We start from the raw sequence: 22,487 nt of genomic DNA, 5'->3' as shown, positions 1-22,487 counted from the left end.
ATAAGCAAGGAGCCTGTCAAACATCAGTTCTGACTGACTTCCATGGCGTGCAGTCGACGGTCGTCGGCGCTGGTTACCAAAAAGGTCCAGTCACCGATGTCGACCGACTCACCGGTCTCTGGCAGCCGTCCGAACTCGGCCACGACCAGGCCGCCGATGGTATCGTATTCATCATCGCTGAACTGGGTTCCCAATGACTCGTTGAAATCGTCGATCGCGGTCAGCGCCTGCACCAGGTACTTGCCATCATCGACGCGCTCGATGTCGGCAACGGCATCGGCATCGTGCTCGTCGTCGATATCGCCGACGATTTCCTCGAGTACATCCTCGATCGTGATCAGGCCGGACACTCCGCCATACTCGTCAACCACGATGGCCATGTGATTCTTGCTGACGCGAAACTCCCGAAGCAAAACATTGAGCCGCTTTGACTCGGGGATGATGACCGGGCTGCGCAGCAGGTCATCAAGCGACAGTTCGCGACCGTTGGAAACCAGCCTGAGCAGATCTTTGGCCAGCAAGATGCCCTTAATCTCGTCGCGATCCTCGCCGACGACCGGAAAGCGGGAGTGCCCCGACTCGATGATGATCGGCAGAATCTCTTCGAGCGGCGCGCCGTCGGCAATCACCACCATATGCGAACGCGGAATCATGACATCGCGAACCTGCAGTTCGTCGACCTCCAGCGCGCCCTCCAGCATGGCCAGCGTGTCGCCTTCGATCAGGCCCTGACCGGACAGATCGCGCAGCAGCTCGATCAGCCCTTCGCGGGTTTTGGGCTCCGCTCCAAAGGCGCGCCCGAGCCGCTCCAGCCAGCCGCGACCCTGGCCGTTGCTACTGTCGGAAGGGTCTTCGCTCATGAGTGGCCTGGTAGCCGACGAACCGCTTCCGCGGCGGTCGCTGCACGACGGGGCAAATCAGGTTTCATCGCTCAAGTAAGGGTTGCCAATGTCAAGTCGGGCCAGCAGCTCGGTTTCCCGGGCTTCCATGGCGGCCGCCTGTGCGTCAGAAATATGGTCGAAGCCGCGCAGATGCAAGATACCGTGAACCAGCAAGTGGGCAAAATGATCGTACACCGACTTGCCCTGCGCGTGGGCTTCACGCTCGACCAGCGGTGCGCACAGCGCAATGTCGCCCAGCAGGTTGATACCGACGCCCGGCGACAGGGTGGCCGGAAAACTGAGCACGTTGGAGGCGTAATCCCGTCCGCGCCAGCGTGCATTGAGTTCGCCTCCCTCTCGCTCACCGACGATCCGCACCCCGACAACCGCCGCATCGACATCCTCGAGCGCAACCGCCGCAATCGCACGGATTTCATCGTCGGCCGGCATGGCCGGCGACCGACAGGGCCGCTGGATCGCCAGCTCTGGCGCGGCCCGTTCAGTTGTTGTTGTCATCGGACGCGCTTTCATAGGCCTCGACGATGCGCCGCACGATCGGATGACGCACCACGTCCCTTGCATCGAAGAACGTGGTGCTGACCCCTTCAACCGCCCTGAGCAGGGCAATGGCCTGGCGCAGCCCGGACTGGGCCTGGGGCGGCAGGTCGATCTGGGTCAGATCACCGGTAATGACCGCCTTCGAGCCAAAGCCAATGCGCGTCAGGAACATCTTCATCTGCTCCGAGGTCGTGTTTTGCGCCTCGTCAAGAATGACGAAGGCGTCGTTGAGCGAGCGCCCGCGCATGTAGGCCAGCGGCGCAACCTCGATGACGTTGCGCTCGGTCAGACGCGCGGCACGCTCGAAACCCAGCATTTCATAGAGCGCATCGTGCAGCGGACGCAGGTAGGGATCGACCTTCTGGGCCAGATCCCCCGGCAGAAAACCCAGACGCTCTCCGGCCTCGACGGCCGGGCGCACCAGCACAATGCGCTGAACGCGGTCGGACTCCAGCGCATCCACGGCACAGGCCACGGCCAGAAAAGTCTTGCCGGTGCCGGCCGGCCCGACCCCGAAATTGACTACGTTATCGCCAATACGCTGCAGATAACGCCGCTGGTTCGGCCCGCGTCCGCGAACCAGTCCGCGCCGGGTGCGAATGCCGATTTCGGTGGCGTCGGCGTCGTCTTCTTCCAGACCGGACTGCTGCAGGTGCAGGTTAATCACGGCCGGGGTCAGGATTTCACTGTCCGACAGCCGGTAGAGCCGCTCGAGCAGGCGACAGCCAATGCGCACGGCGTCGCCATCGCCTTCCACGCTAAACAGGTTGCCGCGCGCCGAAACGGACACACCAAGCCGCCGCTCGATCAGGCGCAGATGCTCGTCCAGATGTCCACACAGGTTCGCCAGCCGTTCGTTGTCGACCGGCTCGAGTTCCAGCGTCACCACCGATTCCGCGGCCGCATTCATTCAGGCGGCGGCAGTTTCGGAACTGGCCAGTCGTCCGCGCAGCGAGTTGGCCAGCGCCTGTGTGATGATGACCTCGGCGACCGGGCCCACACCCCGCGCCGGGCCGGGGAAGTTCACAACCCGGTTGTTCTCGGTCCGCCCGGCCCACTCGTCATTGTTCTTGCGGCTGCGCCCTTCGACGATCACGCGCTGGCGGGTGTTCACCATGGCCCGGGCATAGCCGGCGGCCTGGGCATTGAGCTGCTCCTGCAGCCGACGCAGCCGCTCCTTCTTCTCTTCGAGCGTGACGTTGTCAGGGAACGATGCTGCCGGCGTGCCCGGCCGGGCTGAATAGATGAAGCTGAAGCTCTGGTCGAAGCGCAGCTCTTGCACCAGCTCCAGCGTTCGGGCGAAATCGTGTTCGGTCTCGCCGGGAAAGCCGACGATGAAGTCCGAGCTGAGCGCAATGTCGGGTCGCACCTCGCGCAACCGGCGGATCTTCTGCTTGTACTCCAGCACCGTGTGACCACGTTTCATCAAAGTCAGTATGCGATCCGATCCTGACTGAACCGGCAGATGCAGATAGTTGACCAGTTGGGGCACATCGGCGAAGGCTTCGATGAGGCGGTCGGAAAACTCGACCGGATGCGAGGTCGTGAACCGGATTCGCTCGATCCCGTCGATATGGGCAACGTAGCGAATGAGCATCGCCAGGTCGGCGCTGCCGCCCTCATGCATCGGGCCGCGATAGGCGTTCACATTCTGGCCGAGCAGATTGACCTCGCGCACCCCCTGCCCGGCCAGCCCGGCTACCTCGGCAATCACGTCGTCGAGCGGCCGGCTGATCTCTTCACCACGCGTATAGGGGACGACGCAGAACGAGCAGTACTTGCTGCAGCCTTCCATGACGGACACGAACGCCGTTGCGCCCCTGGCGCCGGCCGGCGGCAGATGGTCGAACTTCTCGATTTCCGGGAAGCTGATATCGATTTGCGGCTGCCCCGACCGACGCACGCGGTCGAGCATCTGCGGCAAGCGATGAATGGTCTGTGGTCCGAATACCAGGTCGACAAAGGGTGAACGGCGAACGATGTTGTCCCCTTCCTGACTGGCCACACAGCCGGCCACGCCAATGACGACATCCGGGTTGTCGCGCTTGATCGGACGCCAGCGCCCAAGCTGGGAAAACACTTTCTCCTGCGCCTTCTCCCGAATCGAGCAGGTGTTGATCAGGATGACGTCGGCCTCTTCAGGGCAGTCGGTTACCGTCAGTCCATGCGAAACCGCGAGCACCTCGGCCATCTTTTCCGAATCGTACTCGTTCATCTGACAGCCGTGGGTCTGGATGTAAAGCTTTCCGCTCATCGGACTCAAATACCTGAAAGGTCGTGTATTTTAGCGCAGTGCCGGGCGCGCTGTCCTCACGACCCCGCGGATCGGTACCGCACCCGGCGAGTGAGGCGACAAACCAGCTCGTAGGGAATGGTGTCGGCGGCCAGGGCGAGCGTTTCGATCGGCAGGCCCGACCCCCACAGTATGACCGGATCACCGATGGCTGCTTCGGGACAGTCGCTCAGATCGATGGTGATCATATCCATCGACACCCGGCCGGCCAGCGTGCAGCGTTTTCCCCGCACCAGCACCGGTGCGCCGTCGGCCATGCTGCGCGGATAGCCGTCACCGTAGCCAATGCTGGCCACGCCGATGCGCAGGTCGCGCCCGGCCGTAAACCGCGCGCCGTAGCCGACCCGTTCACCGGCGGCGATCTCGTTGATCGCCATCAGTTCGGCCGTGAGCGTCATCACCGGTCGCAAATCCAGGTCAGCCGCCGTGCACCCGGGCAGTGGCGAGATACCGTACAGTGCCAGGCCGGCACGAACCCAGTCCAGGCGCGCGGCCGGGAAGTGGATCAGCCCGGCCGAGTTGGCCAGACAGCGCTCTCCTTCGAGCCCGGCAGTCGCTGACTCGAAGCGCTCGATCTGGATCCGGTTGAGCGGATGCTCGCTCTGTTCGGCACAGGCCAGATGGCTCATCAGGTTAACCTGCTCCACCCCCGCCAGGCACAACAGACGCTCGTGAAGCGCCGGGACCAGGCGGGCATCGACACCGAGCCGGTGCATCCCCGTATCCAGCTTCAGCCAGAGACGCGGCGATGGGGAACGACCGAAGCGCTCCAGCGCTGCCACCTGAGCGGGATGATGGACAGTCAGCTCCAGCCCCAGATCCAGCGCTACCGGCAGATCACCCGGGTCGGTAATGCCTTCGAGCAGCAGCACCGGCAAGCCGTTGCCGAGGCGGCGAATGGCACGCGCCTCCTCGATTGTGGCGACCGCCAGCATGTCGGCCCCGGCCAGGGCGGGCAGACACAGATCGATGCGGTGGCCATAGGCATCGGCCTTGACCACGGCCATAACCCGGCTGTGCGGCGCCATCCCGCGCACCTGGGCCAGGTTGTGCGCCAGCGCCTCGAGGTCGATACGCGCGATCGTGTTGCGCGCCATGCAGCGTCAGACGTCCTGGCCGTAATGATCCGGCGCAAAATCACGAAACCGCACGTACTCGCCCTGGAAGGCCAGCGGGAAGCTGCCGGTCGCGCCATTGCGGTGCTTGCCGATGATGATTTCGGCCTTGCCCTTGTCGGCCGAGTCCTCGTGGTAGACCTCGTCACGATAGATGAACAGGATCAGGTCCGCGTCCTGTTCGATCGCGCCCGACTCGCGCAAATCGGCCATCTTCGGGCGCTTGTCAGGGCGTTGTTCAAGCGCCCGATTGAGCTGCGACAAGGCGACAACGGGCACGTTCAGCTCCTTGGCCAACGCCTTGAGGCTGCGCGAGATCTCGCTGATCTCGTTGGTGCGATTCTCGGAATGGCCCGGGACTTTCATCAGCTGCAGATAGTCGACGACGACCAGCCCGATATCATGCTCGCGTTTCATCCTGCGGGCGCGGGCGCGCAGATCGGTCGGCGTCAGCGATGGGGTCTGGTCAATAAAAATGCGGGCGTTTTTCAGAAGGCTCATCGCCGAGCGCAGATTGACCCAGTCATGCACTTCCAGATTGCCGGTACGCAGGCGTTCCTGGTTAATCTGGCCAAGCGAGGAAAACAGCCGCATCACCAACTGTGTATCCGACATTTCCATTGAAAAGATCGCGACCGGCACCTTGTAGCGAATCGCAGCCCGTTCGGCAATATTCATGGCAAAACTGGTCTTGCCCATTGACGGACGACCGGCCACGATAATCAGATCGGTCTTCTGCAGTCCGGATGTGCGTCGGTCAAGGTCTGCAAACCCGGTCGGCACCCCGGTCAGGTCACCTTCGTTTTCCTGGAGTTCGCTGAGCAGGTCCATGGCACTGGCCATGACCTGCTGAATGGGCACGTAGCTCGAGGTACGATGAACGCCCTGGTCGGCAATCGCATAAATCCGCTGCTCGGCTTCCTCAAGCACATCCTTGCTGCTGCGCCCGCGCGCCTGCAGTGCGCTGTCCGAGATTTCCGTACCGATTTCGATCAGTTTGCGCAGTATTGATTTTTCGCGGACGATCTGCGCATAACCAAGCACGTTGACGGCGCCGGGCGTCTCGTTGGCCAGCATCGTCAGGTACGCGCCCGCGTCGACCCGGTCAAGCTGGCCGCGGCTGGCAAACCACTCGCTGACGGTTACCGCATCGCACGGCTGTCCCTGCTGGCACAATTCCGTGATGGCGCGAAAGATCAGGCGGTGGCTCTCGCGGTAGAAATCCGCTTCGTCAACCTGGTCGGCAACCTTGTCCCAGGCCTCGACCGAGAGCATGAGCGCGCCGAGCAAGGACTGCTCTGCCTCATTGGAATGCGGCGGCGTCTTGGCGTTGCTCAGCGTTGAGAGGCGTGCTTCGGCCACGGTGGCAGCGGACAGATCCTGTGCAATTCAGCGTCGGTTGTCGAGTCAGTATATCGCCGAACGGCCATTGTGCTGCAGACGATCGCCGAACGGCTCCGGCGATCGTCTGCGGCGCTGCCCCTCACAGCCCGGCCACCCTGCCGGAGCGCACCGGACGGGCCTGATTTCAGCCTTCGTCGGCGACCACGCTGACGCGCACTTCGGTTTGCACATCGGCGTGAAGAATCAGGCCGACCGTGAACTCGCCCGGCTCCCGAATCGGGCCTTCGGGCATGTCAACCTCCGACTTTTCGACCGGGAAGCCCATCTCGGTGAGACGGCCGGCGATTTCGTGCGGATTGATGGAGCCGTAAAGCCGGCCCTCGGGACTGACCTGTACGACGAAACGCACCTCGTCGACGCTGTCGATGGCTTCGCGGCGGGCCTCGGCCGTGGCCAGTTTCTCGTTGGCATGGCGCTCCAGCTCCTCACGCCGGGCCTCGAACTCGGCGACATTGTCCGGCGTCGCGGGAACCGCGATGCCACGCGGCAGCAGGTAGTTGCGACCATAACCCGGCCGCACAGAGACGGTATCGCCCAGTTCGCCCAGATTGTAAATATTTTCCAGCAAGATCAGCTTCATGACGTCACCCCGGCGATCAGTGGTTATCGGTGTACGGCAGCAGCGCCAGATACCGCGCCCGCTTGATCGCGGTGCTCAGCTGGCGCTGAAACCGGGCTTTGGTGCCCGTAATCCGGCTCGGCACGATCTTTCCGGTTTCGCCGATGAAGTCCCGAAGCAGGTCAACGTCCTTGTAATCGACCTCCTCGATTCCTTCGACCGTAAACCGGCAGTACTTCCGTCGTCTCATGAAACGCGCCATCGGTCAGCCCTCCACCTTTTTCTGTTCGTCGTCATCGACATCGTCATCGCCGTCCGGCGATGCGTCGTAGTCGTCGCCGTTCTCATCCGTGCTGCCTTCGTCATTGTCCTGGTCGGCGTCATCATCGCTGTCATCGCGCACGCCGCGCCGCGCATTGTCACGTTCGTCCTTGCTTTCCTTGCGCTTGAGCATGACCGATGGCTCGGTCTCGGCGTGATCCTTGCGCATCGTCAGGTGACGCAGAATCGCGTCGTTGAAGCGGAAAATGCCTTCCAGCTCATCGAGCGTGTCCTTGTCGCACTCGATATTGAGCATCAGGTAGTGAGCCTTGTGCAGCTTGGCGATCGTGTAGGCCAGCTGCAGACGGCCCCAGTCTTCGCTACGATGAACCGTGCCACCGTTGTTTTCGACCAGGCTCCGGTAGCGCTCCAGCATACCAGGCACCTGTTCACTCTGGTCCGGGTGGACCAGGAGAACGATTTCGTAATGACGCATTGTTGACTCCTTTCGGTTTTGAGAGCCCGGACATCAGCCCGACCTGCAAAGCCCCCGACAGCGGTCCGTGACGAACCGGCCGTGGAGCAAGGAATTGCCTCCGCCACATCGCAGCGAAGAGGCAAGCCGGTAATTATACATCCAAACCCGGCGAACATGCCAACCCTTGTGGGGCCATGCCGACACGTCGCGGACCGCCTTGACAGCGCGCCCCCCCGGGCTATACTGCAGCCAGTTTCAAGCTTCCAGAGGCAGGTTTTGAGTCGTCATTCGTCGCTCGTCGACATCGCTTGCGCGCGCCTCCGGTAGCCTGCACCCCCCCCTTGGCTGCCTGCCGCAGACGCGTGCCGACAGCCGACTCCACGTCCTGACAGTCAGACGCCGCCGCGGCGAGCAGCGGTAGATTCTGTCAGACCGTCGCGACTGATCACGACAGCAGCCGTCTCTGCGGGCATCGGTCGGTTCTTAAGGAGTTCACCATGTCGGAAAAAGGCGCAATTATCGAGCTGATCACCCTGCTCAATCTTGGGCGCGCGGATGATCTGGCCGAGAAACTCGAGGAAATGGCCGTTCAGGATATCGCAGAGGCGATGTCACAGGCCGAGCCGGCCGATCGGCTGCGTATTCTGCGCGCCCTGCCCGAGGAACGCCGCACCGACACTTTTTCCTACCTGAGTCATGGCCTGCAACGCGAGGTCATTGCCGAACTCAACCCGGGCGAGGCCCGCCGTATTTTGCGCGAGCTGGTGCCCGATGACCGCACCGCCTTTCTCGAAAGCCTCGACCCCCAGGAACTCGAGGGATTCCTGAAGCTGCTCGGCCCGGAGGATCTCAAGCAGTCCCTGAAGCTGCTCGGCTATCCGGAGGAATCGGTCGGTCGACTGATGACCACGCGCTTCGTCTCGGTGCTTCCACAATGGACGGTGGCCCGCGCGCTCGACCACATTCGCCACGAGGCCCACCGTGGCGAAACCATCAACTTCGTGTTTGTTACGGACGACCGGGGCAAACTGCTCGACGCCGTACGCCTGAAGGATTTCATCCTCGCCCGTCAGGACGTGCGGGTCGATACGTTGATGGACGAAGAGGTAATCAGCATCCAGGCCGACGCTGATCGGGAGGACGCTGTCCAGGCCATTCAACACTACGATATCAGCACCCTGCCGGTTACCGACAGGGGCGGTGTCCTGCTGGGCATCGTCACGGTCGACGACATCATGGACGTTGCCGAACAGGAAATCACCGAAGACTTCCAGAAGCTGGGCGGCACCGGCAGCCTGAACGTGTCGATACGCGAGGCCTCACCGGGCTTTCTCTATCGCAAGCGCATTGGCTGGCTGCTGATTCTGGTGCTTGTCAATCTGATCAGCGGGCTGGCAATCGCCCTGTATGAAGATGCCATCGAGGCGGTCATCGGCCTGGTGTTCTTCTTGCCGCTGATCATTGCCAGCAGCGGTAATGCCGGCAGTCAGTCGGCAACGCTGATGGTCCGCGCCCTGGCGACCGGCGATGTCGAGGTCACCGACTGGTTCCGCCTGTGGGGCAAGGAACTTTCGGTGGCGCTGCTGCTGGGCGCAACGATGGCCGGCGCCGTCGCCCTGATCGGGGTCTGGCGCGGCGGCGCTGAGCTGGGTGCGGAACTGGCGCTGATCGTGGCCCTGGCCATGCTGGCCGTCGTGGTCATGGGCGCCATGATCGGCATGCTGCTGCCGTTCATCCTGCAGCGCTTCAATATGGATCCGGCAACCGCGAGCACACCGCTGATTACTTCAGTGGCCGACGTCGGCGGCATTCTGATCTACTTCTCCATCGCCAGCGCCGTTCTCAGCCTGCCCTCGTCGGCCGGCTGACGATCCATCCAGTTGCCAGGTATAAAAGCGCATCGGCGGGATATTGAGGATCTCGAGCTGAACCTGCGGCTGGCCCAGGATCGGCTGACCGATACGACCGACATGACCACGAAACTGATAGGCCACGAACCGTCCCCCCGGCGCCAGAGTGTCGCGCACCGCCTCGATGATGCGGCTGCCAAGCTGCCGCGGCATGGTCGAGAAGGGGATGCCGGAGATCACCACGTCCGGTGACGGGAGTGCATGTTGCTTGAGCAGCTGCGGCAGTTCAACGGCGCTGCCGGTATGGGTAATCAGGCGCGCGTCGTCGATTTCCGAGAGTATCGACGCAAACTGCGGATCAAGCTCGATCGTCAGCAGCCGCGCATTCGGCGGCATGGCCTTGAGTATGGCGCGCGTCGTGCCGCCTGTACCGGGCCCGAGCTCGACAACCATTTCGGCATCGGCCAGGACGGCCGTCTGTATGATCCGGCGCTCGAGAAAACGCGAACTCGGTATGATCGATCCGACCTGTTCAGGACTGCGCAAAAAGCCGCGAAAGAAATCGACACTGCGCGTCGACCGCTTGTTGCGGGAATTGACGGATTGCTCCACTCGGGCTCCAATGCCAAACTGGCCTGTGCGACAGCAGCGTCGCGATACGGCGGATTCTAACAGCCACAGCCCTTTACCCGAAACGGCACAACCGTTATTCTTGCCGGCCGTCAACACCCCGGCAGCCGGACCGGGTACAATGGCGGCCCGGATCGAAAGGTCGCGCCGGAAATCCCGAGTTACCCTGCCGGGTAAAAAGCTGGCGACGGTTTCGACGGAGAGGTGGCCGAGTGGCTGAAGGCGCTCCCCTGCTAAGGGAGTATGGGGTTAAACGCCCCATCGAGGGTTCGAATCCCTCCCTCTCCGCCATCATCAAAAAGCCCGCCGCGTGCGGGCTTTTTTGATTATTGCCATCAACGGGGGAGCGGGGATCACGGATGAGAACCCCGGGACGAACGCTCATCCGCTGGCCTGAATGGCCTCCTCGGGCGCCTGGATCATGTTGCCCTGCATGAAGTCCACGCCGGAGCGCCACATGCTGGCCGCGGTCTCGGAATCCTCGACCATCGGTACGATGATCCGCGTCCCTGCCTTGCGTACACGAGCGGTGATCTCGGCAAATCGTTTTTCCAGCGCCCGTTCGTGGGTCAGTCGCGCGACGAAATCCGGCGACATGCGGATATAGTCACTGCCAAGCCCGTCCTCAAGCAGATCCCAGCGGCTATGCTCGTCGACCATGGTCAGACAGACCTCCAACCCCACCTCGCGCGCCGATTCCAGCAGGGCCCGGGCACGGTCCAGGTGAGACATGGCATCGTCCAACCGCAGCTCGATGACCAGCCGCCGGCTGGTCTGCGGCGCCTTTTCCAGTTGCCGGATCAGCCAATCGAGCCGCTCGGGCTCGGCCAGCAACGCGTCGGACTGGTTGATGAACAGCCGCACGTGCTGGCCCTTCAGCGCCCCCTGGAACAGGCGAATGGCGTGTACCAGCATCCAGCGGTCAAGTACCGGTATCAGCGAAGCCTCGCGCGCCAGCGGCAGGAATTCGGCCGCTGCGATCAGCTTGCCGTCACTGGTGCACAGTCTCGGCAGCATCTGGTAGTTGCTCCAGGCAGCATCCTTGCCGGTGGCCATCAACGGCTGAAACACAACCTTGACTGCATCTTTCTGCAGCGATTCCATCAGCAGGCCCAGCATATGCTGCGAAGAATTCAGTGCCCGCGAAGCCAGCATCCTGGGCTTGACCTGTCCCAGCTCGTTGCCACCCGCAGCCGCGATTTCCTCGATCCGGCGCAGCATGGCAACCAGCATTTCGTCTGCATCTGTAAAGCGATAGCTGAATGCACACGTCACCATGCTGGCCGTCACGGCCACCGACTGGCAGTCGATCTTGAACGGTGTCTCGGACAGATCGGCAAACTCACGCCGAGACAGTCTGTCGAGCTGATCGACCCCGGCCTGCGCCGCGAGCACGATCAGCGTGGCGGGATCGAGCCGAACCACGACGAGATCGGTATCAGTACCGTCCTTGAATCGCCGCATCAGCTGTGCCGTGAGCTTCAGCAAGCCACTGAGACCAAACCGGTCACGCAACTGCGCGGCACGGTCCAGACGAACAATGATCAGACCGCCGGCCTCCGACGCTGCGCCTGACTGCAGCAGCGCCGATACTCTGGCGATGAGTTTTTCGGGCGTCATGGTTCCCCCCTGGTGATGCACCCTTGGTTTCTAGACCTGGATTGTGACATCTTTCAGCCTGTTTCGCATCCCTGCGCTCAGCGATCAGCGTGGTCTGGCCGGTCGGCTGCAATTTCTGTATCCTTGGCGCCAACAAGGCCAGGGAAGAGTCGGATGAAACCCACTGACACACGCAATACGGAGTATTTCCACCGCGTTGTCGATTGTCAATGGGCCTGCCCGGCGCATACCGATGTCCCGGAGTACATCCGCCTGATCGCCCAGGGCCGGTTCACCGATGCCTATCTGGTCAACCGAGAATCAAACGTCTTCCCCGGCATCCTCGGCCGCGTCTGCGACCGGCCGTGTGAGCCGGCCTGTCGACGTGGCCGTGTCGATGAGGAACCGGTTGCCATCTGCCGCCTCAAGCGCGTCGCCGCAGACCACAAGGATGCCATCGAGGCACATCTTCCCCGGATTCCGAAGCACAGCAACGGCAAGCGTATTGCCCTGGTCGGTGCCGGCTGCGCCAGCCTGACCGTTTGCAACGACCTGATGCCACTGGGCTACGAATGCACGGTTTTCGAGGCTCTGGATGTGCCCGGCGGACTGATGCGCTCCAATATTCCGGCCTTTCGCCTGCCCGCGCGGGTGCTCGACGAGGAGATCGGCTACATCATCGACATGGGCGTCGATCTGCGACTGAAGACCCGCATCGATAGCATGGTGGCGCTGCTCGATGAAGGCTACGACGCCATCTTTGTCGGCTCCGGCGCCCCGAAGGGCAAGGAGCTGGACTTGCCGGGCCGAACCGAAGGTGACGCCAACATCCATATCGGCATCGAGTGGCTGGAGTCGGTTGCCTTCGGCCACATCAGCGGGATTGGCGAGAAGGTGCTGATCATCGGCGTGGGCAACACCGCAATGGACTGCTGTCGTACCAGCCTGAGGGTGGGTGCGAGAGACGTCAAGGTCATGGCGCGCAAGCCACGCCAGTTCTTCAAGGCCTCTGACTGGGAGCTGGAAGATGCCGAAGAGGAACGCGTCGAGATCGTCATCAACCACTCGCCGAAGAAGTTCGTGGTCGAGGACGGACAGCTCCGGGGCATGGTCTTCGAGATCATGGAATACGATATCGACAACGGTCGCATCACCGATAGCCGGGTGATCGACGAGACCTTCATCGAGGCCGACGATGTGATTCTTGCCATCGGCCAGGAAACCGCCTTCCCCTGGATCGAGCGCGATATCGGGATCGAATTCAACCAATGGGACGAGCCGGTGGTGGACCGGGAGACTTACCAGTCCACCCTGCCCGGCGTGTTCTTCGGTGGTGATGCAGCCTTCGGCCCGGAAAACATCATCTGGGCGGTCGAGCACGGCCACCAGGCCGCGATCTCCATTCACAATCATGTCCACGGCAAGCCGGTCACCGAGCGGCTGCCGCGCACGGTCAAGCTCAGCTCGCGCAAGATGGGCATCCATGAGTGGAGCTACTCCAATGCCTTTGATCCGGCCGCCCGCCGCAAGATGGAGCACGTGCCGCTGACCGAGCGATTTCGTGCACTCGATACGGAAGTCGAGCTTGGCTTCAGCGCGGAGCAGACCGCGCGCGAGGTCGAGCGCTGTCTCAACTGCGACATCCAGACCGTTTTTTCCGCACCGCTGTGCATCGAATGCGACGCCTGCATCGACATCTGCCCGACGCGCTGCCTGACCATCACCGCCAACGGTGAGGAAGAGGAACTGCGCGTGCGCCTGACCGCGCCGGCCGAAAACACCGATCAGCCCCTGTATGCCTCCGGCGAGCTCAAGCAGACCGGACGAATCATGGTCAAGGACGAGGACGTTTGCGTGCACTGCGGCCTGTGCGCCGAACGCTGCCCCACGGCGGCCTGGGACATGCAGAAGTCACTGCTCGACAATCCCTATGCAGCCGATCATGACGTCCTGCCCTGCCACCAGCACCAGACCGGCTCATGAACAAGGTCAACGATTTCGTCATCAAGATTGCCACCGCCAACGGCACCGGCTCGGCCAGCGCCAACGCGCTGCTGATGAAGACCCTGTTCCGGATGGGTATTCCCGTCACCGGCAAGAACCTCTTCCCGTCCAACATCCAGGGCCTGCCGACCTGGTACGAGATCCGGGCCAGCCGCGATGGCTACAACGCCCGCACCGGCCGGGTTGACGTGATGCTGGCGATGAATGCCCAGACCTATGCGCGCGACCGCGACGAAGTCAGTGCCGGCGGCTACCTGATCTACGATTCAAGCTGGCCGCGCGACCAGCAATTGGCGCGCGATGATATCCAGGTACTCGGCATTCCGCTGGCCGCAATGGTCAACGCGCAATTCGAGGCGCCTCGCGTGCGCATTCTGATGAAGAACATGGCCTATGTCGGCGCCTTGTGTGCTCTGATGAATCTCGACGATTCGATCCTGCAAACGCTTGTCGAAGAAACCTTTAGCGCCAAGCCGAAGCTAATCGAGCCCAACCTGAAGGCGATCGCACTCGGCCGTGACCATGCCCTCGACCACCTCGACTGCCCGCTGCCGGTCCGTGCCGCGCCGATGGACGCCACCGCCGGCCACATCCTGATCGACGGCAACCAGGCCGCAGCGCTGGGCTGCGTTTACGCCGGCGCCACGGTCGGGGCGTGGTACCCGATCACCCCGTCAACGTCGCTGATGGACGCGTTCGAGCGCTTCTGCGCCCAGCTCCGCAGGGATCCGGAAACCGGCGAGAACCGCTTTTGCATCATCCAGGCCGAGGACGAACTGGCCGCGGCCGGCATGGTGCTGGGCGCCGGCTGGGCCGGCGCGCGCGCGTTCACGCCGACTTCCGGCCCGGGCATTTCCCTGATGAGCGAGCTCATCGGCTTTGCCTACTACACCGAAATCCCGGCGGTCTTTTTTGACATCCAGCGCGTTGGCCCGTCAACCGGCATGCCAACCCGAACCCAGCAGTGCGATCTGATGAGCGTGGCCTACGCCTCGCACGGCGACACGCGCCATCCCATCCTGCTGCCGGCCGATCCCGGCGAGTGCTTCGAGCTGTCGGTGGTCGCCTTCGACCTGGCCGAACGGCTGCAGACGCCGGTATTCGTGCTCAGCGACCTCGACATCGGCATGAACGACTGGATGGTGCCAGAACTGAGCTGGGACGATCAGCGCCGGCCCGACCGCGGCAAGGTGCTGAGCGCCGAAGAGCTGGCCGGGCTGGAGATTTATCATCGCTTCGACGACCGGGACGGGGATGGCATTCCCTGGCGCACCCTGCCGGGCTCACACCCCAAGGGGGCCTATTTCGTGCGCGGTTCCGGACACAACCGCTACGGCGCCTATACCGAGGACGCCGGCGAGTACCAGGATGTTGTCGACCGACTCAAGCGTAAGTGGGAGACCGCGCGCGGACTGGTGCCATGTGCGCTGGAAACCCGCGCCGACCACCATACCAACATCGGCATCATGGCCTTCGGCTCGTCCCACGGCGCAGTCTGCGAGGCACTCGACCGCCTTGCCGCCAACGGCATCCACGCCGACTACCTGCGGCTGCGCGCCTTTCCCTTCGGTGACGAAGTGCTGGCCTTTTTCGAGCGCCACCGAACCGTGTTCGTCATCGAGCAGAACCGCGACGCCCAGATGCGCTCGCTGCTGCTGCTCGAGACCGGTGTTTCGCCCGATCGCCTGGTGCCGGTGCTGCACTACAACGGCCTGCCGATTCCCTCCGACGTCGTGTGCGAGCGGATTCGCGACCATATTCGCAGGGAGGCTGCGGCATGACCTGGATCGCCAAGCCTGCCGTCGACTGGCCCGGCCAGAAGCGCAATCCCCTGGGACTGACCATCCGCGACTACGAGGGCGGCCTGTCAACCCTGTGTGCCGGCTGCGGCCACGATTCGGTCACCGCCGCCCTGGTCCAGGCCTTCTGGGAACTGGCCATCCGTCCCGAGCAGGTGATCAAGCTGTCGGGCATCGGCTGCTCGTCCAAGACCCCGGCCTACTTCCTCGGTGGCGCCCACGGCTTCAACTCGGTGCACGGGCGCATGCCCTCGATCGCCACCGGCGCGCTGGCCGCGCACCGCGACCTGATCGCGGTCGGCATCTCCGGCGACGGCGACTCGCTGTCCATCGGAATGGGCCAGTTCGCTCACGCCGTCAGGCGCAACGTCAACCTGCTCTACCTGATCGAAAACAACGGCGTCTATGGCCTGACCAAAGGGCAGTTCTCGGCCTCGGCCGATCCCGGCAGCAAAAGCAAGCGGGGCCGCGAGAACCGCCAGCAGGCGATCGATCCGGTGGCCACCGCCATCACGCTCGGCGGCAGTTTCGCCGCGCGCAGTTTTTCCGGCGACAAGGCTCAGCTGGTACCGCTGATCAAAGCCGGCCTGGCCCATCCGGGCTGCGCCGTGATCGACGTCATCAGCCCCTGCGTGACCTTCAACGATCACGAAGGCTCAACCAAGAGCTACGCCTGGACCCGCAGCCACCACGAAGCCGTCACCGAAGCCGACCTGATCCCGCGTGCCGAGCCGATCGAGGCCGACTACGCCGTCGGCACCGTGGCCTCGGTCAGCCTGCACGACGGCTCGATCATCCAGTTCAAGAAGCTCGAGAGCGACTACAACGCCAACAACCGGGCCGCCGCGCTCGAGTACCTGGAGCGGCATCGTGAGCGCGGCCAGGTGGTCACCGGCCTGCTCTACATCGATCCCGACCAGCCGGAGTTCCATGCCATTGCCGGCACCACCGGCGTACCGCTTCGAGATATTGATGCCGCCGAGCTGTGCCCGGGTGCCGATGCACTGGCCGCACTGCAGCAGTCGCTGCGCTGAGCGACCGTGGCCAGGCGGCGCTTCCGGCGCTATCCGCTCGGCAGGCCCTGGTGCGAGGCGATCGAGCTCGATGACGGGCGTCGTTTCCTCGTTCGTCCGATGATGCCCGACGATGCACCGCGCCTTCGGTCAGCGTTTCAGTCGCTGACGCCCGACGAAGTGCGCATGCGGTTTCTCCATCCAATGCGCGAACTGACCCCGGAATATGCCGCTCGACTGGCCAACCCCGACCCGCAGCGCGAGTTCGCGCTGGTGCTGGTCGAGGCTCTGCACCCGGCACAGGCACGCATCGGCGCCGTGGCCCGCGCGACCATCGATGATTCAAGTCATTCGGCCGAATTCGCCATCATCGTCGGCCGTGAGCTCAGGCGTCAGGGCATTGCGCGACACCTGCTGAGCCGGGTCATTGAATGGTGCCGCAAGAAGCGTCTGCACCAGGTCTACGGTTTTGTCCTGCGCGAGAACCAGGCCATGCTTGATCTGGCGCGCGCGCTCGGCTTCCGGCTGCTGCATGCAGCCACCTCGGACTCCATCATCGAGGTCCGCAAAATCCTCCGTCCTGCGCCGTCTGAGTGAACGCAGCAGATCGATCCCCGCCAGCTCCGGCGGGCCGACAATCGCAAGCCAGCCGGTTCTCGGATGCACCCGGCGCCAGCAGACGCGGTGTCAGGCCACGTCGCTGTCCAGCCCACAGTTGTTTTTTTCGAATACCCGGTCGGCGCGATAACTGGAGCGTACCAGCGGGCCGGAGACGACCTCCAGGAACCCCTTCCCGAGCCCGATCTCGCGCAGCTCGCGGAACTCGTCGGGCGTGACAAAGCGCTCCACCGGCAGGTGATTGACCGTTGGCCGCAGATACTGACCAAAGGTGACAATATCAACGCCGATGGCGCGCAGATCGTCCATGGTTTCGATGACCTCTTCCTTCGCCTCGCCCAGACCCAGCATCAGGCTGGTCTTGGTCAACACATCCGGTCGGTATCGCTTGGCGTGCTCGAGCACCTTGAGGGTCTGCTCGTAGCCGGCGCGCGGATCGCGCACCGGATGAGTCAGCCGCCGCACGGTCTCCACGTTCTGGGCAAACACCTCCAGGCCCGAATCAACCACCGTTTCAACGTCGTGGAGCCGACCCTGGAAATCAGGCGTCAGCGCCTCGACGGCCGTGTCAGGATTGACCTGCTTGATCGCCCGGATACAGGCGGCGTAGTGTCCGGCCCCGCCGTCGGGCAGGTCGTCGCGGTCGACCGAGGTCAGGACCACGTAGCGCAGGTCCATGATGCGCACCGACTCGGCCGAGTTGGCCGGCTCGTCCGGATCCAGCCAGCCGCGCGGGTTGCCCGTATCAACCGAGCAGAAGCGGCAGGCCCGGGTACACACATCGCCCATCAGCATGATCGTGGCCACGCCGGCCGACCAACACTCGCCGATATTCGGGCATTTCGACTCCTGGCAGACGGTCGCCAGTCGATGTTCGCTGACGTTTTGCCGCACCTGCTCGTATTTGCCTCCCTGCGGCAACCGGGCGCGCAGCCAGGAGGGTTTGCGGCCGATCGGTGCGGGCTCGGCGCCCGGTCGCGCCTTGATGCCATCGCGGATGGCGGTATACCCCTGCGGCTTGCGTACCTTGCGACCGCTCTTGACTGCGATCGGAATCCGTTTCGCTTCGCTCACGACTTCGGGTCACGCTCTGGTAGAAGTACACTTCAATTATCCCATTGATCGGGGCATCGCGTCATCCTCGACCCGGCCAGCGTCGGCTTGATAGTATGGCCGGGCCCGGGAGCGCCAGGCCCCGACACACCGGATGAGGGGCCGCCGGCTTCGGGACCGGGACACGATTCAGACGGGGAGATACAGCAATGAGCGATACCAGGCACGCCAGACAGGGCATGAGCTTTCGCGAGAGCGTCGAGCACATGGTCGATCATGCAATCGAGATCATGGGGCTTGAGGACGGCATGGGCGCTGCGCTGAAGACGTGTCAGAGCGTTATTCAGGTTTCCTTTCCGGTCGAGATCAACGGCAAAGCGGAGATCTTTACCGGCTGGCGCGCCACGCACAGCGATCATCGTCTGCCGTCAAAGGGCGGTATTCGCTACGCGCCAATGGTCGACCAGGACGAAGTCGAGGCGCTGGCCGCCCTGATGACCTACAAGTGCGCCATCGTCGACGTTCCCTTCGGCGGTTCAAAGGGCGGGCTGTGCGTGGACCCGCGCCAGTATGAACGCCACCAGATCGAGGCCATCACGCGGCGCTTCGCGCGCGAACTCATCGGCAAGGGCTTCATGAGCCCGGCCAAGAACGTACCGGCGCCCGACATGGGCACCGGGCCACGCGAGATGGGGTGGATGGCCGACACCTATCGTCAGCTGTTTCCGAACGACATCAACTACATGGCGGCGGTGACCGGCAAGCCGGTCGAGCACGGCGGCGTACGCGGACGCAACGAGGCCACCGGTCGCGGCGTGCAGTACGCGTTGCGCGAGTTCTTCCGGCATGGCGACGAAGTCAAGCGCGCGGGTCTGGACGGAGGTCTCGCCGGCAAACGCGTGGTGATCCAGGGGCTGGGCAATGTCGGCTACCACGCCGCCCATTTTCTGGAAACCGAGGACGACTGCTCAATCATCGCCATTCTCGAGCGTGACGGTGCCATCGTCAATCCGGACGGTCTCAGCGTCCAGGCCGTGTTCGAGCATATCCAGGACCACGGCGGGGTCAAGGGCTTCCCGGATGGTACATTCCAGGCTGACGGTGCACGCATGCTCGAGCTTGACTGCGATATTCTCATTCCGGCCGCGCTCGAAGGCGTCATCACCGACGAAAATGCCGACAACATCAAGGCCCGGCTGATTGCCGAAGCCGCCAACGGGCCGGTGACGTTTGAAGCCGACCAGCGCCTGCGCGAGCGCGGAGTCGAAATCATTCCGGACGCCTATTGCAACGCCGGCGGCGTGATCGTGTCGTATTTCGAGTGGATCCGCAATCTCAATCACGTGCGCTTCGGACGCCTGGACAAGCGCTATTTCGAAGCCCGCGGCCAGCACATCCTCACTGCCATCGAAATGGCCAGCAATGCCACCATCCCCGAGTGGCTGCGCGACAAGATCGCCCAGGGCGCCGACGAGTTCGACCTGGTGCGCTCCGGTCTGGATGACACCATGCGCCTGGCGCTGCAGGACATCATGGAGCTGCGGCGCAGCAACCCGAAGATTAACGACTACCGCATGGCCGCCTACGTCATTGCGATCGAGAAGATTTCGCGCTCCTATCGAGATATCGGATACTGACTGGCCGCGGCCAGCCGCTGTAGACGCGTCCGGCGGACGGCGATCGTATCTGAGGCTGCTCCTTCGGGCCGCCACTTCCGCCGGACCGGTTATTCCGACTCAGTTCGTCTCGGGTCAGTGTTGTCATATCCTGTCCTCCCGGTCGGCGCGGTGATCGGCTGCAGGCGCAAGCCGGACCACCAGGCGTAGCGGCCCGCCGCTGTTGACGGCGTCAAAGGGGTAGCAGGTCACCAATGTCATGTGCGCTCCGGACAGGCTCATGTCGATCGCCGTCAGCCGGGCATCAACGACATCGATCGACCGCACCTGCCAGGCTTCCGGCGCGGCGCCGGCCAGCTGCAGCTTGAACCGGTCGCCGTTCCGGACCTGCTGCAGGAAGCGAAAATGCGTATCGCGGTGACCGGCCAGCAGGCGATGACCCCCGGCACCCGTTTCCAGGCCAGGGCCCCAGGCCAGTACCGGCGTCTCGACACCCTCAAGCACCAGATGCTCGATATCCAGGCGCGGCATGGACAGCCTGCCCACCGGGTGGCTGACTGCACCTGGCCAGGGCTCGACCACCTGCCCGGTCTGCTCGATGCGCTGCCAGGCCCGCTCAAGCAGCTGCTGCCCCAACCAGGCCTTGCCGTGAATTCGGGCATAACCGGTCAACTGCCAGGCCGCTGCCGACATCAGGCCAATCATCAGAATGCGCCGGATCATGCTGAATCTCCCGATCCGGACAACCAGCGCCGGTGAGTCAGGAGCAGCAGGACCAGCAACAGCGCTACGCCGCCACGCACCAGACGCTCGAAGCTGCCGGCATCAGTTGATGGCATGGCGCGCATCGGACCGCGCCCGGCCGCGGGGCTGGTCTCCAGCCCGAAACGTGCGAGCGCTGCCGAGCGGCTTCTTGCCGGTGTCCGGTCGACGGCAACCAGGCTGGTGCGGGAACTGACCAGGCCGTAGTCGAGGGCGGTGTCGAGAATCGACTGGGCAACCCGGTCCGGATCGGCGCCCTGGCCACGCGTCCGCTCCAGGGCTTCGATGCGTGCCCGGCCCCACTGCGCGGCAACGCCGGCAGCCGGCCGGAAGGCCTCCAGTGCCATGACCTGCTCGAACGGGCGCCCATTGCTGATACCGCGCAAGACCAGATCACCGGCCAGTTGCGGCAGGCGGGCCACCACCGTCAGCGGCTGGCCGACGTAGAGATCGGGCAGGCGCTCGGGGTAGACCGTGGCCTGGCCGGGCCAGTACAGCTCGAGATCATGAATGACCGGGCTTTCGAGCTGGACGATCAGCTCGCTCATGCGATCGACGATCTGGCCGATGACGGCAATGCCGGTGTAACTGCCGCGACCAACCTCGCCGAGGCGCCGCAGAAACGTCGCGTTGACGCCATGACCGATACCAACGGCAAACAGCCGGCTTTCGCCGCGGTCACGGTCAGCCAGCTCGAGAACATCGCGCTCGTTATCGACAATACCGTCAGTCACGAATATCACCTGGCGCAGGAAGCCGTCCTGTGGCGGCCTGGCCAGGGCATGGGCCAGCGGCGAGAGTATGTTGGTGCCACCGCCGGCCTGCAGCGCGCTGACCCACTGCGACGCCTCGATCAGATGCCGTTCGCTGAAGGCCACCGGCTGCCGGTAGAGGGTTTCGGCCGCGTTGCTGAAGCGAATCACGTTGAAGCGATCCCCCGTCGACAGGCTGGCCAGCGCATAGAGCAGTGCCTCGCGCGCCTGTTCGATCGGCTCTCCCTGCATCGAGCCGGAGGTGTCCATGATCAGGATGACTTCACGTGCGGTGTCGGCCGCATCAAAGGCCGGCGGCGGAACCAGGGTCAACAACAGGTGCTCGTGGCCGTTGGCGTGCTCGGCAAAGGCTGCCTGGCTGGCGTGGCGCTGGTTCTCGGGCCGCCAGACCAGCTCGAAATCGCGGCCGCTGAAATCAACGCCGTCGGCCAGCTCGATCAGCCAGTCACTGCCAATCTGCTCGACCCGGATATCGTGGTGACTCGAGCTGACATCAGACAGCGCGATGCCGGGCCGCAGGTCGACCAGCAGGGCGTAGGGTCGCTGCGGCAACCCTGCTGTGCCGGTCGGGGTCGTCATCCGGTTGAGCTCAGCATCGACGGCTGCCCGCGAACCGTCGTGGTGCCGGAATCGCGGTGCAGCCGTGGTCGGGAAATGCAGCCGGAACTCGCCGAGCCGGTACTCCACCGCCAGGCTGAAGCCTATTCGAACCTCGACTGCCTGACCGGGCGGAATATTGGCGATGTGCGTGGTAAACAGATTCCCGCCGGACTGCTCGACCAGCCCTGCGGCCTGTCCGGCATCACGTGCACGCTGGTAGGTTGACCGGGCTGACTCCCGCTCGCGAATCTCGCCGGCGATCAGGCGATCGTCGACCAGGATCTCGAGCCGCTCGACGGCTGATCCATCCGGCAGCGGAAACCGATACCGTCCCTCGGCCCAGTGACCGCTGTCGTTGAAGAACCGCTGGGTGACTTCAGCGTTGGCGACACTGCCGGTCACCTCGATGGTGACGTCGGTCGACAGCGCCAGCGCTTCAACGGCCGCGCTTTCTTCAGCCGTGTGCAGCCACAGTGCCGAGGAGTCGCTCGCCGGCGCTGGTTGAGACAGCGCCATGGCGCTCGAGGTGATGAACAGGCAAAACATGAATGAACGCATTGCAAGACCGCTCCTGTAGTGCTCATTGTTGGCAGGGCCTCATTGCACACTGTCGGCATGACT

General features: G+C 63.6%; 20 protein-coding genes and 1 tRNA gene. 7 read left to right on the top strand and 14 right to left on the bottom strand.

What is annotated here, in order from left to right; genetic code table 11:
- Positions 1-23: 23 nt before the first annotated feature.
- The 9 genes from HND55_08075 to rpsF form a co-directional block, all read right to left on the bottom strand.
- Positions 24-860 carry a CBS domain-containing protein gene (locus HND55_08075; protein ID QKK02604.1) on the bottom strand — a complete coding sequence of 279 codons (837 nt, stop codon included), beginning with the start codon at positions 858-860 and terminating at the stop codon, positions 24-26.
- A 57-nt stretch (positions 861-917) separates the two neighbouring features.
- Entirely contained in the window at positions 918-1,397 is a 480-nt protein-coding gene (ybeY, locus tag HND55_08070) for an rRNA maturation RNase YbeY (GenBank protein QKK02603.1), read from the bottom strand.
- Positions 1,381-2,349 (bottom strand): PhoH family protein, encoded by a 969-nt coding sequence (locus tag HND55_08065; GenBank protein QKK02602.1) that lies wholly within the window; start codon positions 2,347-2,349, stop codon positions 1,381-1,383. Before HND55_08065 ends, ybeY begins: the two co-directional genes overlap by 17 nt.
- Positions 2,350-3,693: a tRNA (N6-isopentenyl adenosine(37)-C2)-methylthiotransferase MiaB gene (miaB, locus tag HND55_08060; GenBank protein QKK02601.1), complete on the bottom strand. Its 1,344-nt coding sequence runs from the start codon at positions 3,691-3,693 to the stop codon at positions 2,350-2,352.
- Positions 3,694-3,749: 56 nt separating this feature from the next.
- Positions 3,750-4,829, bottom strand: coding sequence for an alanine racemase (alr, locus tag HND55_08055; GenBank protein ID QKK02600.1), 1,080 nt, complete (start codon positions 4,827-4,829; stop codon positions 3,750-3,752).
- Positions 4,830-4,835: 6 nt separating this feature from the next.
- Positions 4,836-6,209 (bottom strand): replicative DNA helicase, encoded by a 1,374-nt coding sequence (gene dnaB, locus HND55_08050; protein ID QKK02599.1) that lies wholly within the window; start codon positions 6,207-6,209, stop codon positions 4,836-4,838.
- Positions 6,210-6,375: 166 nt separating this feature from the next.
- Positions 6,376-6,831 carry a 50S ribosomal protein L9 gene (gene rplI / locus HND55_08045; GenBank protein ID QKK02598.1) on the bottom strand — a complete coding sequence of 152 codons (456 nt, stop codon included), beginning with the start codon at positions 6,829-6,831 and terminating at the stop codon, positions 6,376-6,378.
- Positions 6,832-6,847: 16 nt separating this feature from the next.
- Complete coding sequence (locus HND55_08040) at positions 6,848-7,072, bottom strand: 30S ribosomal protein S18 (protein ID QKK02597.1); 225 nt, start codon at positions 7,070-7,072, stop codon at positions 6,848-6,850.
- A 3-nt stretch (positions 7,073-7,075) separates the two neighbouring features.
- Positions 7,076-7,567 carry a 30S ribosomal protein S6 gene (rpsF, locus tag HND55_08035; GenBank protein ID QKK02596.1) on the bottom strand — a complete coding sequence of 164 codons (492 nt, stop codon included), beginning with the start codon at positions 7,565-7,567 and terminating at the stop codon, positions 7,076-7,078.
- 479 nt (positions 7,568-8,046) lie between these two features.
- Here rpsF and mgtE point away from each other — a divergent pair, with 479 nt between their 5' ends.
- Entirely contained in the window at positions 8,047-9,417 is a 1,371-nt protein-coding gene (gene mgtE, locus HND55_08030) for a magnesium transporter (protein ID QKK02595.1), read from the top strand.
- Here mgtE and HND55_08025 read toward each other — a convergent pair.
- Positions 9,337-10,011, bottom strand: a complete 675-nt coding sequence (locus HND55_08025; GenBank protein ID QKK02594.1) for a methyltransferase type 12 — start codon at positions 10,009-10,011, stop codon at positions 9,337-9,339. The two genes, mgtE and HND55_08025, sit on opposite strands and share 81 nt — an antisense overlap.
- A gap of 216 nt (positions 10,012-10,227) precedes the next feature.
- Here HND55_08025 and HND55_08020 point away from each other — a divergent pair.
- Positions 10,228-10,320, top strand: a tRNA-Ser gene (locus tag HND55_08020).
- Between the two features lie 90 nt (positions 10,321-10,410).
- On the opposite strand, the gene HND55_08015 is transcribed toward HND55_08020, so the two are convergent.
- The gene (locus HND55_08015) at positions 10,411-11,649 is read right to left on the bottom strand and encodes an EAL domain-containing protein (protein ID QKK02593.1); all 1,239 of its coding nucleotides are present in this window, start codon (positions 11,647-11,649) and stop codon (positions 10,411-10,413) included.
- A 153-nt stretch (positions 11,650-11,802) separates the two neighbouring features.
- Between HND55_08015 and HND55_08010 the strand changes: the two genes are divergently transcribed.
- From HND55_08010 to HND55_07995, 4 genes are read left to right on the top strand one after another with little or no spacing between them, the layout of a single operon-like run.
- Positions 11,803-13,611, top strand: coding sequence for an FAD-dependent oxidoreductase (locus HND55_08010; GenBank protein ID QKK02592.1), 1,809 nt, complete (start codon positions 11,803-11,805; stop codon positions 13,609-13,611).
- Positions 13,608-15,413: a 2-oxoacid:acceptor oxidoreductase subunit alpha gene (locus tag HND55_08005; GenBank protein ID QKK02591.1), complete on the top strand. Its 1,806-nt coding sequence runs from the start codon at positions 13,608-13,610 to the stop codon at positions 15,411-15,413. The genes HND55_08010 and HND55_08005 overlap by 4 nt, the downstream gene beginning before the upstream one ends.
- Complete coding sequence (locus HND55_08000; protein ID QKK02590.1) at positions 15,410-16,465, top strand: 2-oxoacid:ferredoxin oxidoreductase subunit beta; 1,056 nt, start codon at positions 15,410-15,412, stop codon at positions 16,463-16,465. Before HND55_08005 ends, HND55_08000 begins: the two co-directional genes overlap by 4 nt.
- A gap of 6 nt (positions 16,466-16,471) precedes the next feature.
- Positions 16,472-17,041 carry a GNAT family N-acetyltransferase gene (locus HND55_07995; protein ID QKK02589.1) on the top strand — a complete coding sequence of 190 codons (570 nt, stop codon included), beginning with the start codon at positions 16,472-16,474 and terminating at the stop codon, positions 17,039-17,041.
- Positions 17,042-17,131: 90 nt separating this feature from the next.
- On the opposite strand, the gene lipA is transcribed toward HND55_07995, so the two are convergent.
- Complete coding sequence (lipA, locus tag HND55_07990) at positions 17,132-18,136, bottom strand: lipoyl synthase (GenBank protein QKK02588.1); 1,005 nt, start codon at positions 18,134-18,136, stop codon at positions 17,132-17,134.
- Positions 18,137-18,324: 188 nt separating this feature from the next.
- Here lipA and HND55_07985 point away from each other — a divergent pair, with 188 nt between their 5' ends.
- Positions 18,325-19,752 (top strand): Glu/Leu/Phe/Val dehydrogenase, encoded by a 1,428-nt coding sequence (locus tag HND55_07985; GenBank protein QKK02587.1) that lies wholly within the window; start codon positions 18,325-18,327, stop codon positions 19,750-19,752.
- A 123-nt stretch (positions 19,753-19,875) separates the two neighbouring features.
- On the opposite strand, the gene HND55_07980 is transcribed toward HND55_07985, so the two are convergent.
- Together HND55_07980 and HND55_07975 are read right to left on the bottom strand one after the other, a co-directional pair.
- The gene (locus HND55_07980; protein ID QKK02586.1) at positions 19,876-20,454 is read right to left on the bottom strand and encodes a sortase; all 579 of its coding nucleotides are present in this window, start codon (positions 20,452-20,454) and stop codon (positions 19,876-19,878) included.
- Positions 20,451-22,424 (bottom strand): marine proteobacterial sortase target protein, encoded by a 1,974-nt coding sequence (locus HND55_07975; GenBank protein QKK02585.1) that lies wholly within the window; start codon positions 22,422-22,424, stop codon positions 20,451-20,453. The genes HND55_07980 and HND55_07975 overlap by 4 nt, the downstream gene beginning before the upstream one ends.
- Positions 22,425-22,487 lie beyond the last annotated feature (63 nt).

Source organism: Pseudomonadota bacterium (genome assembly GCA_013285445.1).
GTDB lineage: Bacteria > Pseudomonadota > Gammaproteobacteria > Xanthomonadales > Wenzhouxiangellaceae > Wenzhouxiangella.
Note: the sequence above shows the minus strand (reverse complement) of the source record. Positions and strands in the feature narration are given on the sequence as shown.

Bases quoted from the DNA above. Each gene is read 5' to 3' on its own strand.
- HND55_08040 (QKK02597.1), bottom strand. From the start codon at position 7,072: ATGGCGCGTTTCATGAGACGACGGAAGTACTGCCGGTTTACGGTCGAA.
- rplI (QKK02598.1), bottom strand. From the start codon at position 6,831: ATGAAGCTGATCTTGCTGGAAAATATTTACAATCTGGGCGAACTGGGC.
- HND55_07985 (QKK02587.1), top strand. From the start codon at position 18,325: ATGAGCGATACCAGGCACGCCAGACAGGGCATGAGCTTTCGCGAGAGC.
- alr (QKK02600.1), bottom strand. From the start codon at position 4,829: ATGGCGCGCAACACGATCGCGCGTATCGACCTCGAGGCGCTGGCGCAC.
- HND55_07975 (QKK02585.1), bottom strand. From the start codon at position 22,424: ATGCGTTCATTCATGTTTTGCCTGTTCATCACCTCGAGCGCCATGGCG.
- HND55_08065 (QKK02602.1), bottom strand. From the start codon at position 2,349: ATGAATGCGGCCGCGGAATCGGTGGTGACGCTGGAACTCGAGCCGGTC.
- HND55_07980 (QKK02586.1), bottom strand. From the start codon at position 20,454: ATGATCCGGCGCATTCTGATGATTGGCCTGATGTCGGCAGCGGCCTGG.
- ybeY (QKK02603.1), bottom strand. From the start codon at position 1,397: ATGACAACAACAACTGAACGGGCCGCGCCAGAGCTGGCGATCCAGCGG.
- HND55_08010 (QKK02592.1), top strand. From the start codon at position 11,803: ATGAAACCCACTGACACACGCAATACGGAGTATTTCCACCGCGTTGTC.
- HND55_08015 (QKK02593.1), bottom strand. From the start codon at position 11,649: ATGACGCCCGAAAAACTCATCGCCAGAGTATCGGCGCTGCTGCAGTCA.
- mgtE (QKK02595.1), top strand. From the start codon at position 8,047: ATGTCGGAAAAAGGCGCAATTATCGAGCTGATCACCCTGCTCAATCTT.
- HND55_08075 (QKK02604.1), bottom strand. From the start codon at position 860: ATGAGCGAAGACCCTTCCGACAGTAGCAACGGCCAGGGTCGCGGCTGG.
- miaB (QKK02601.1), bottom strand. From the start codon at position 3,693: ATGAGCGGAAAGCTTTACATCCAGACCCACGGCTGTCAGATGAACGAG.
- rpsF (QKK02596.1), bottom strand. From the start codon at position 7,567: ATGCGTCATTACGAAATCGTTCTCCTGGTCCACCCGGACCAGAGTGAA.
- HND55_08000 (QKK02590.1), top strand. From the start codon at position 15,410: ATGACCTGGATCGCCAAGCCTGCCGTCGACTGGCCCGGCCAGAAGCGC.
- HND55_08005 (QKK02591.1), top strand. From the start codon at position 13,608: ATGAACAAGGTCAACGATTTCGTCATCAAGATTGCCACCGCCAACGGC.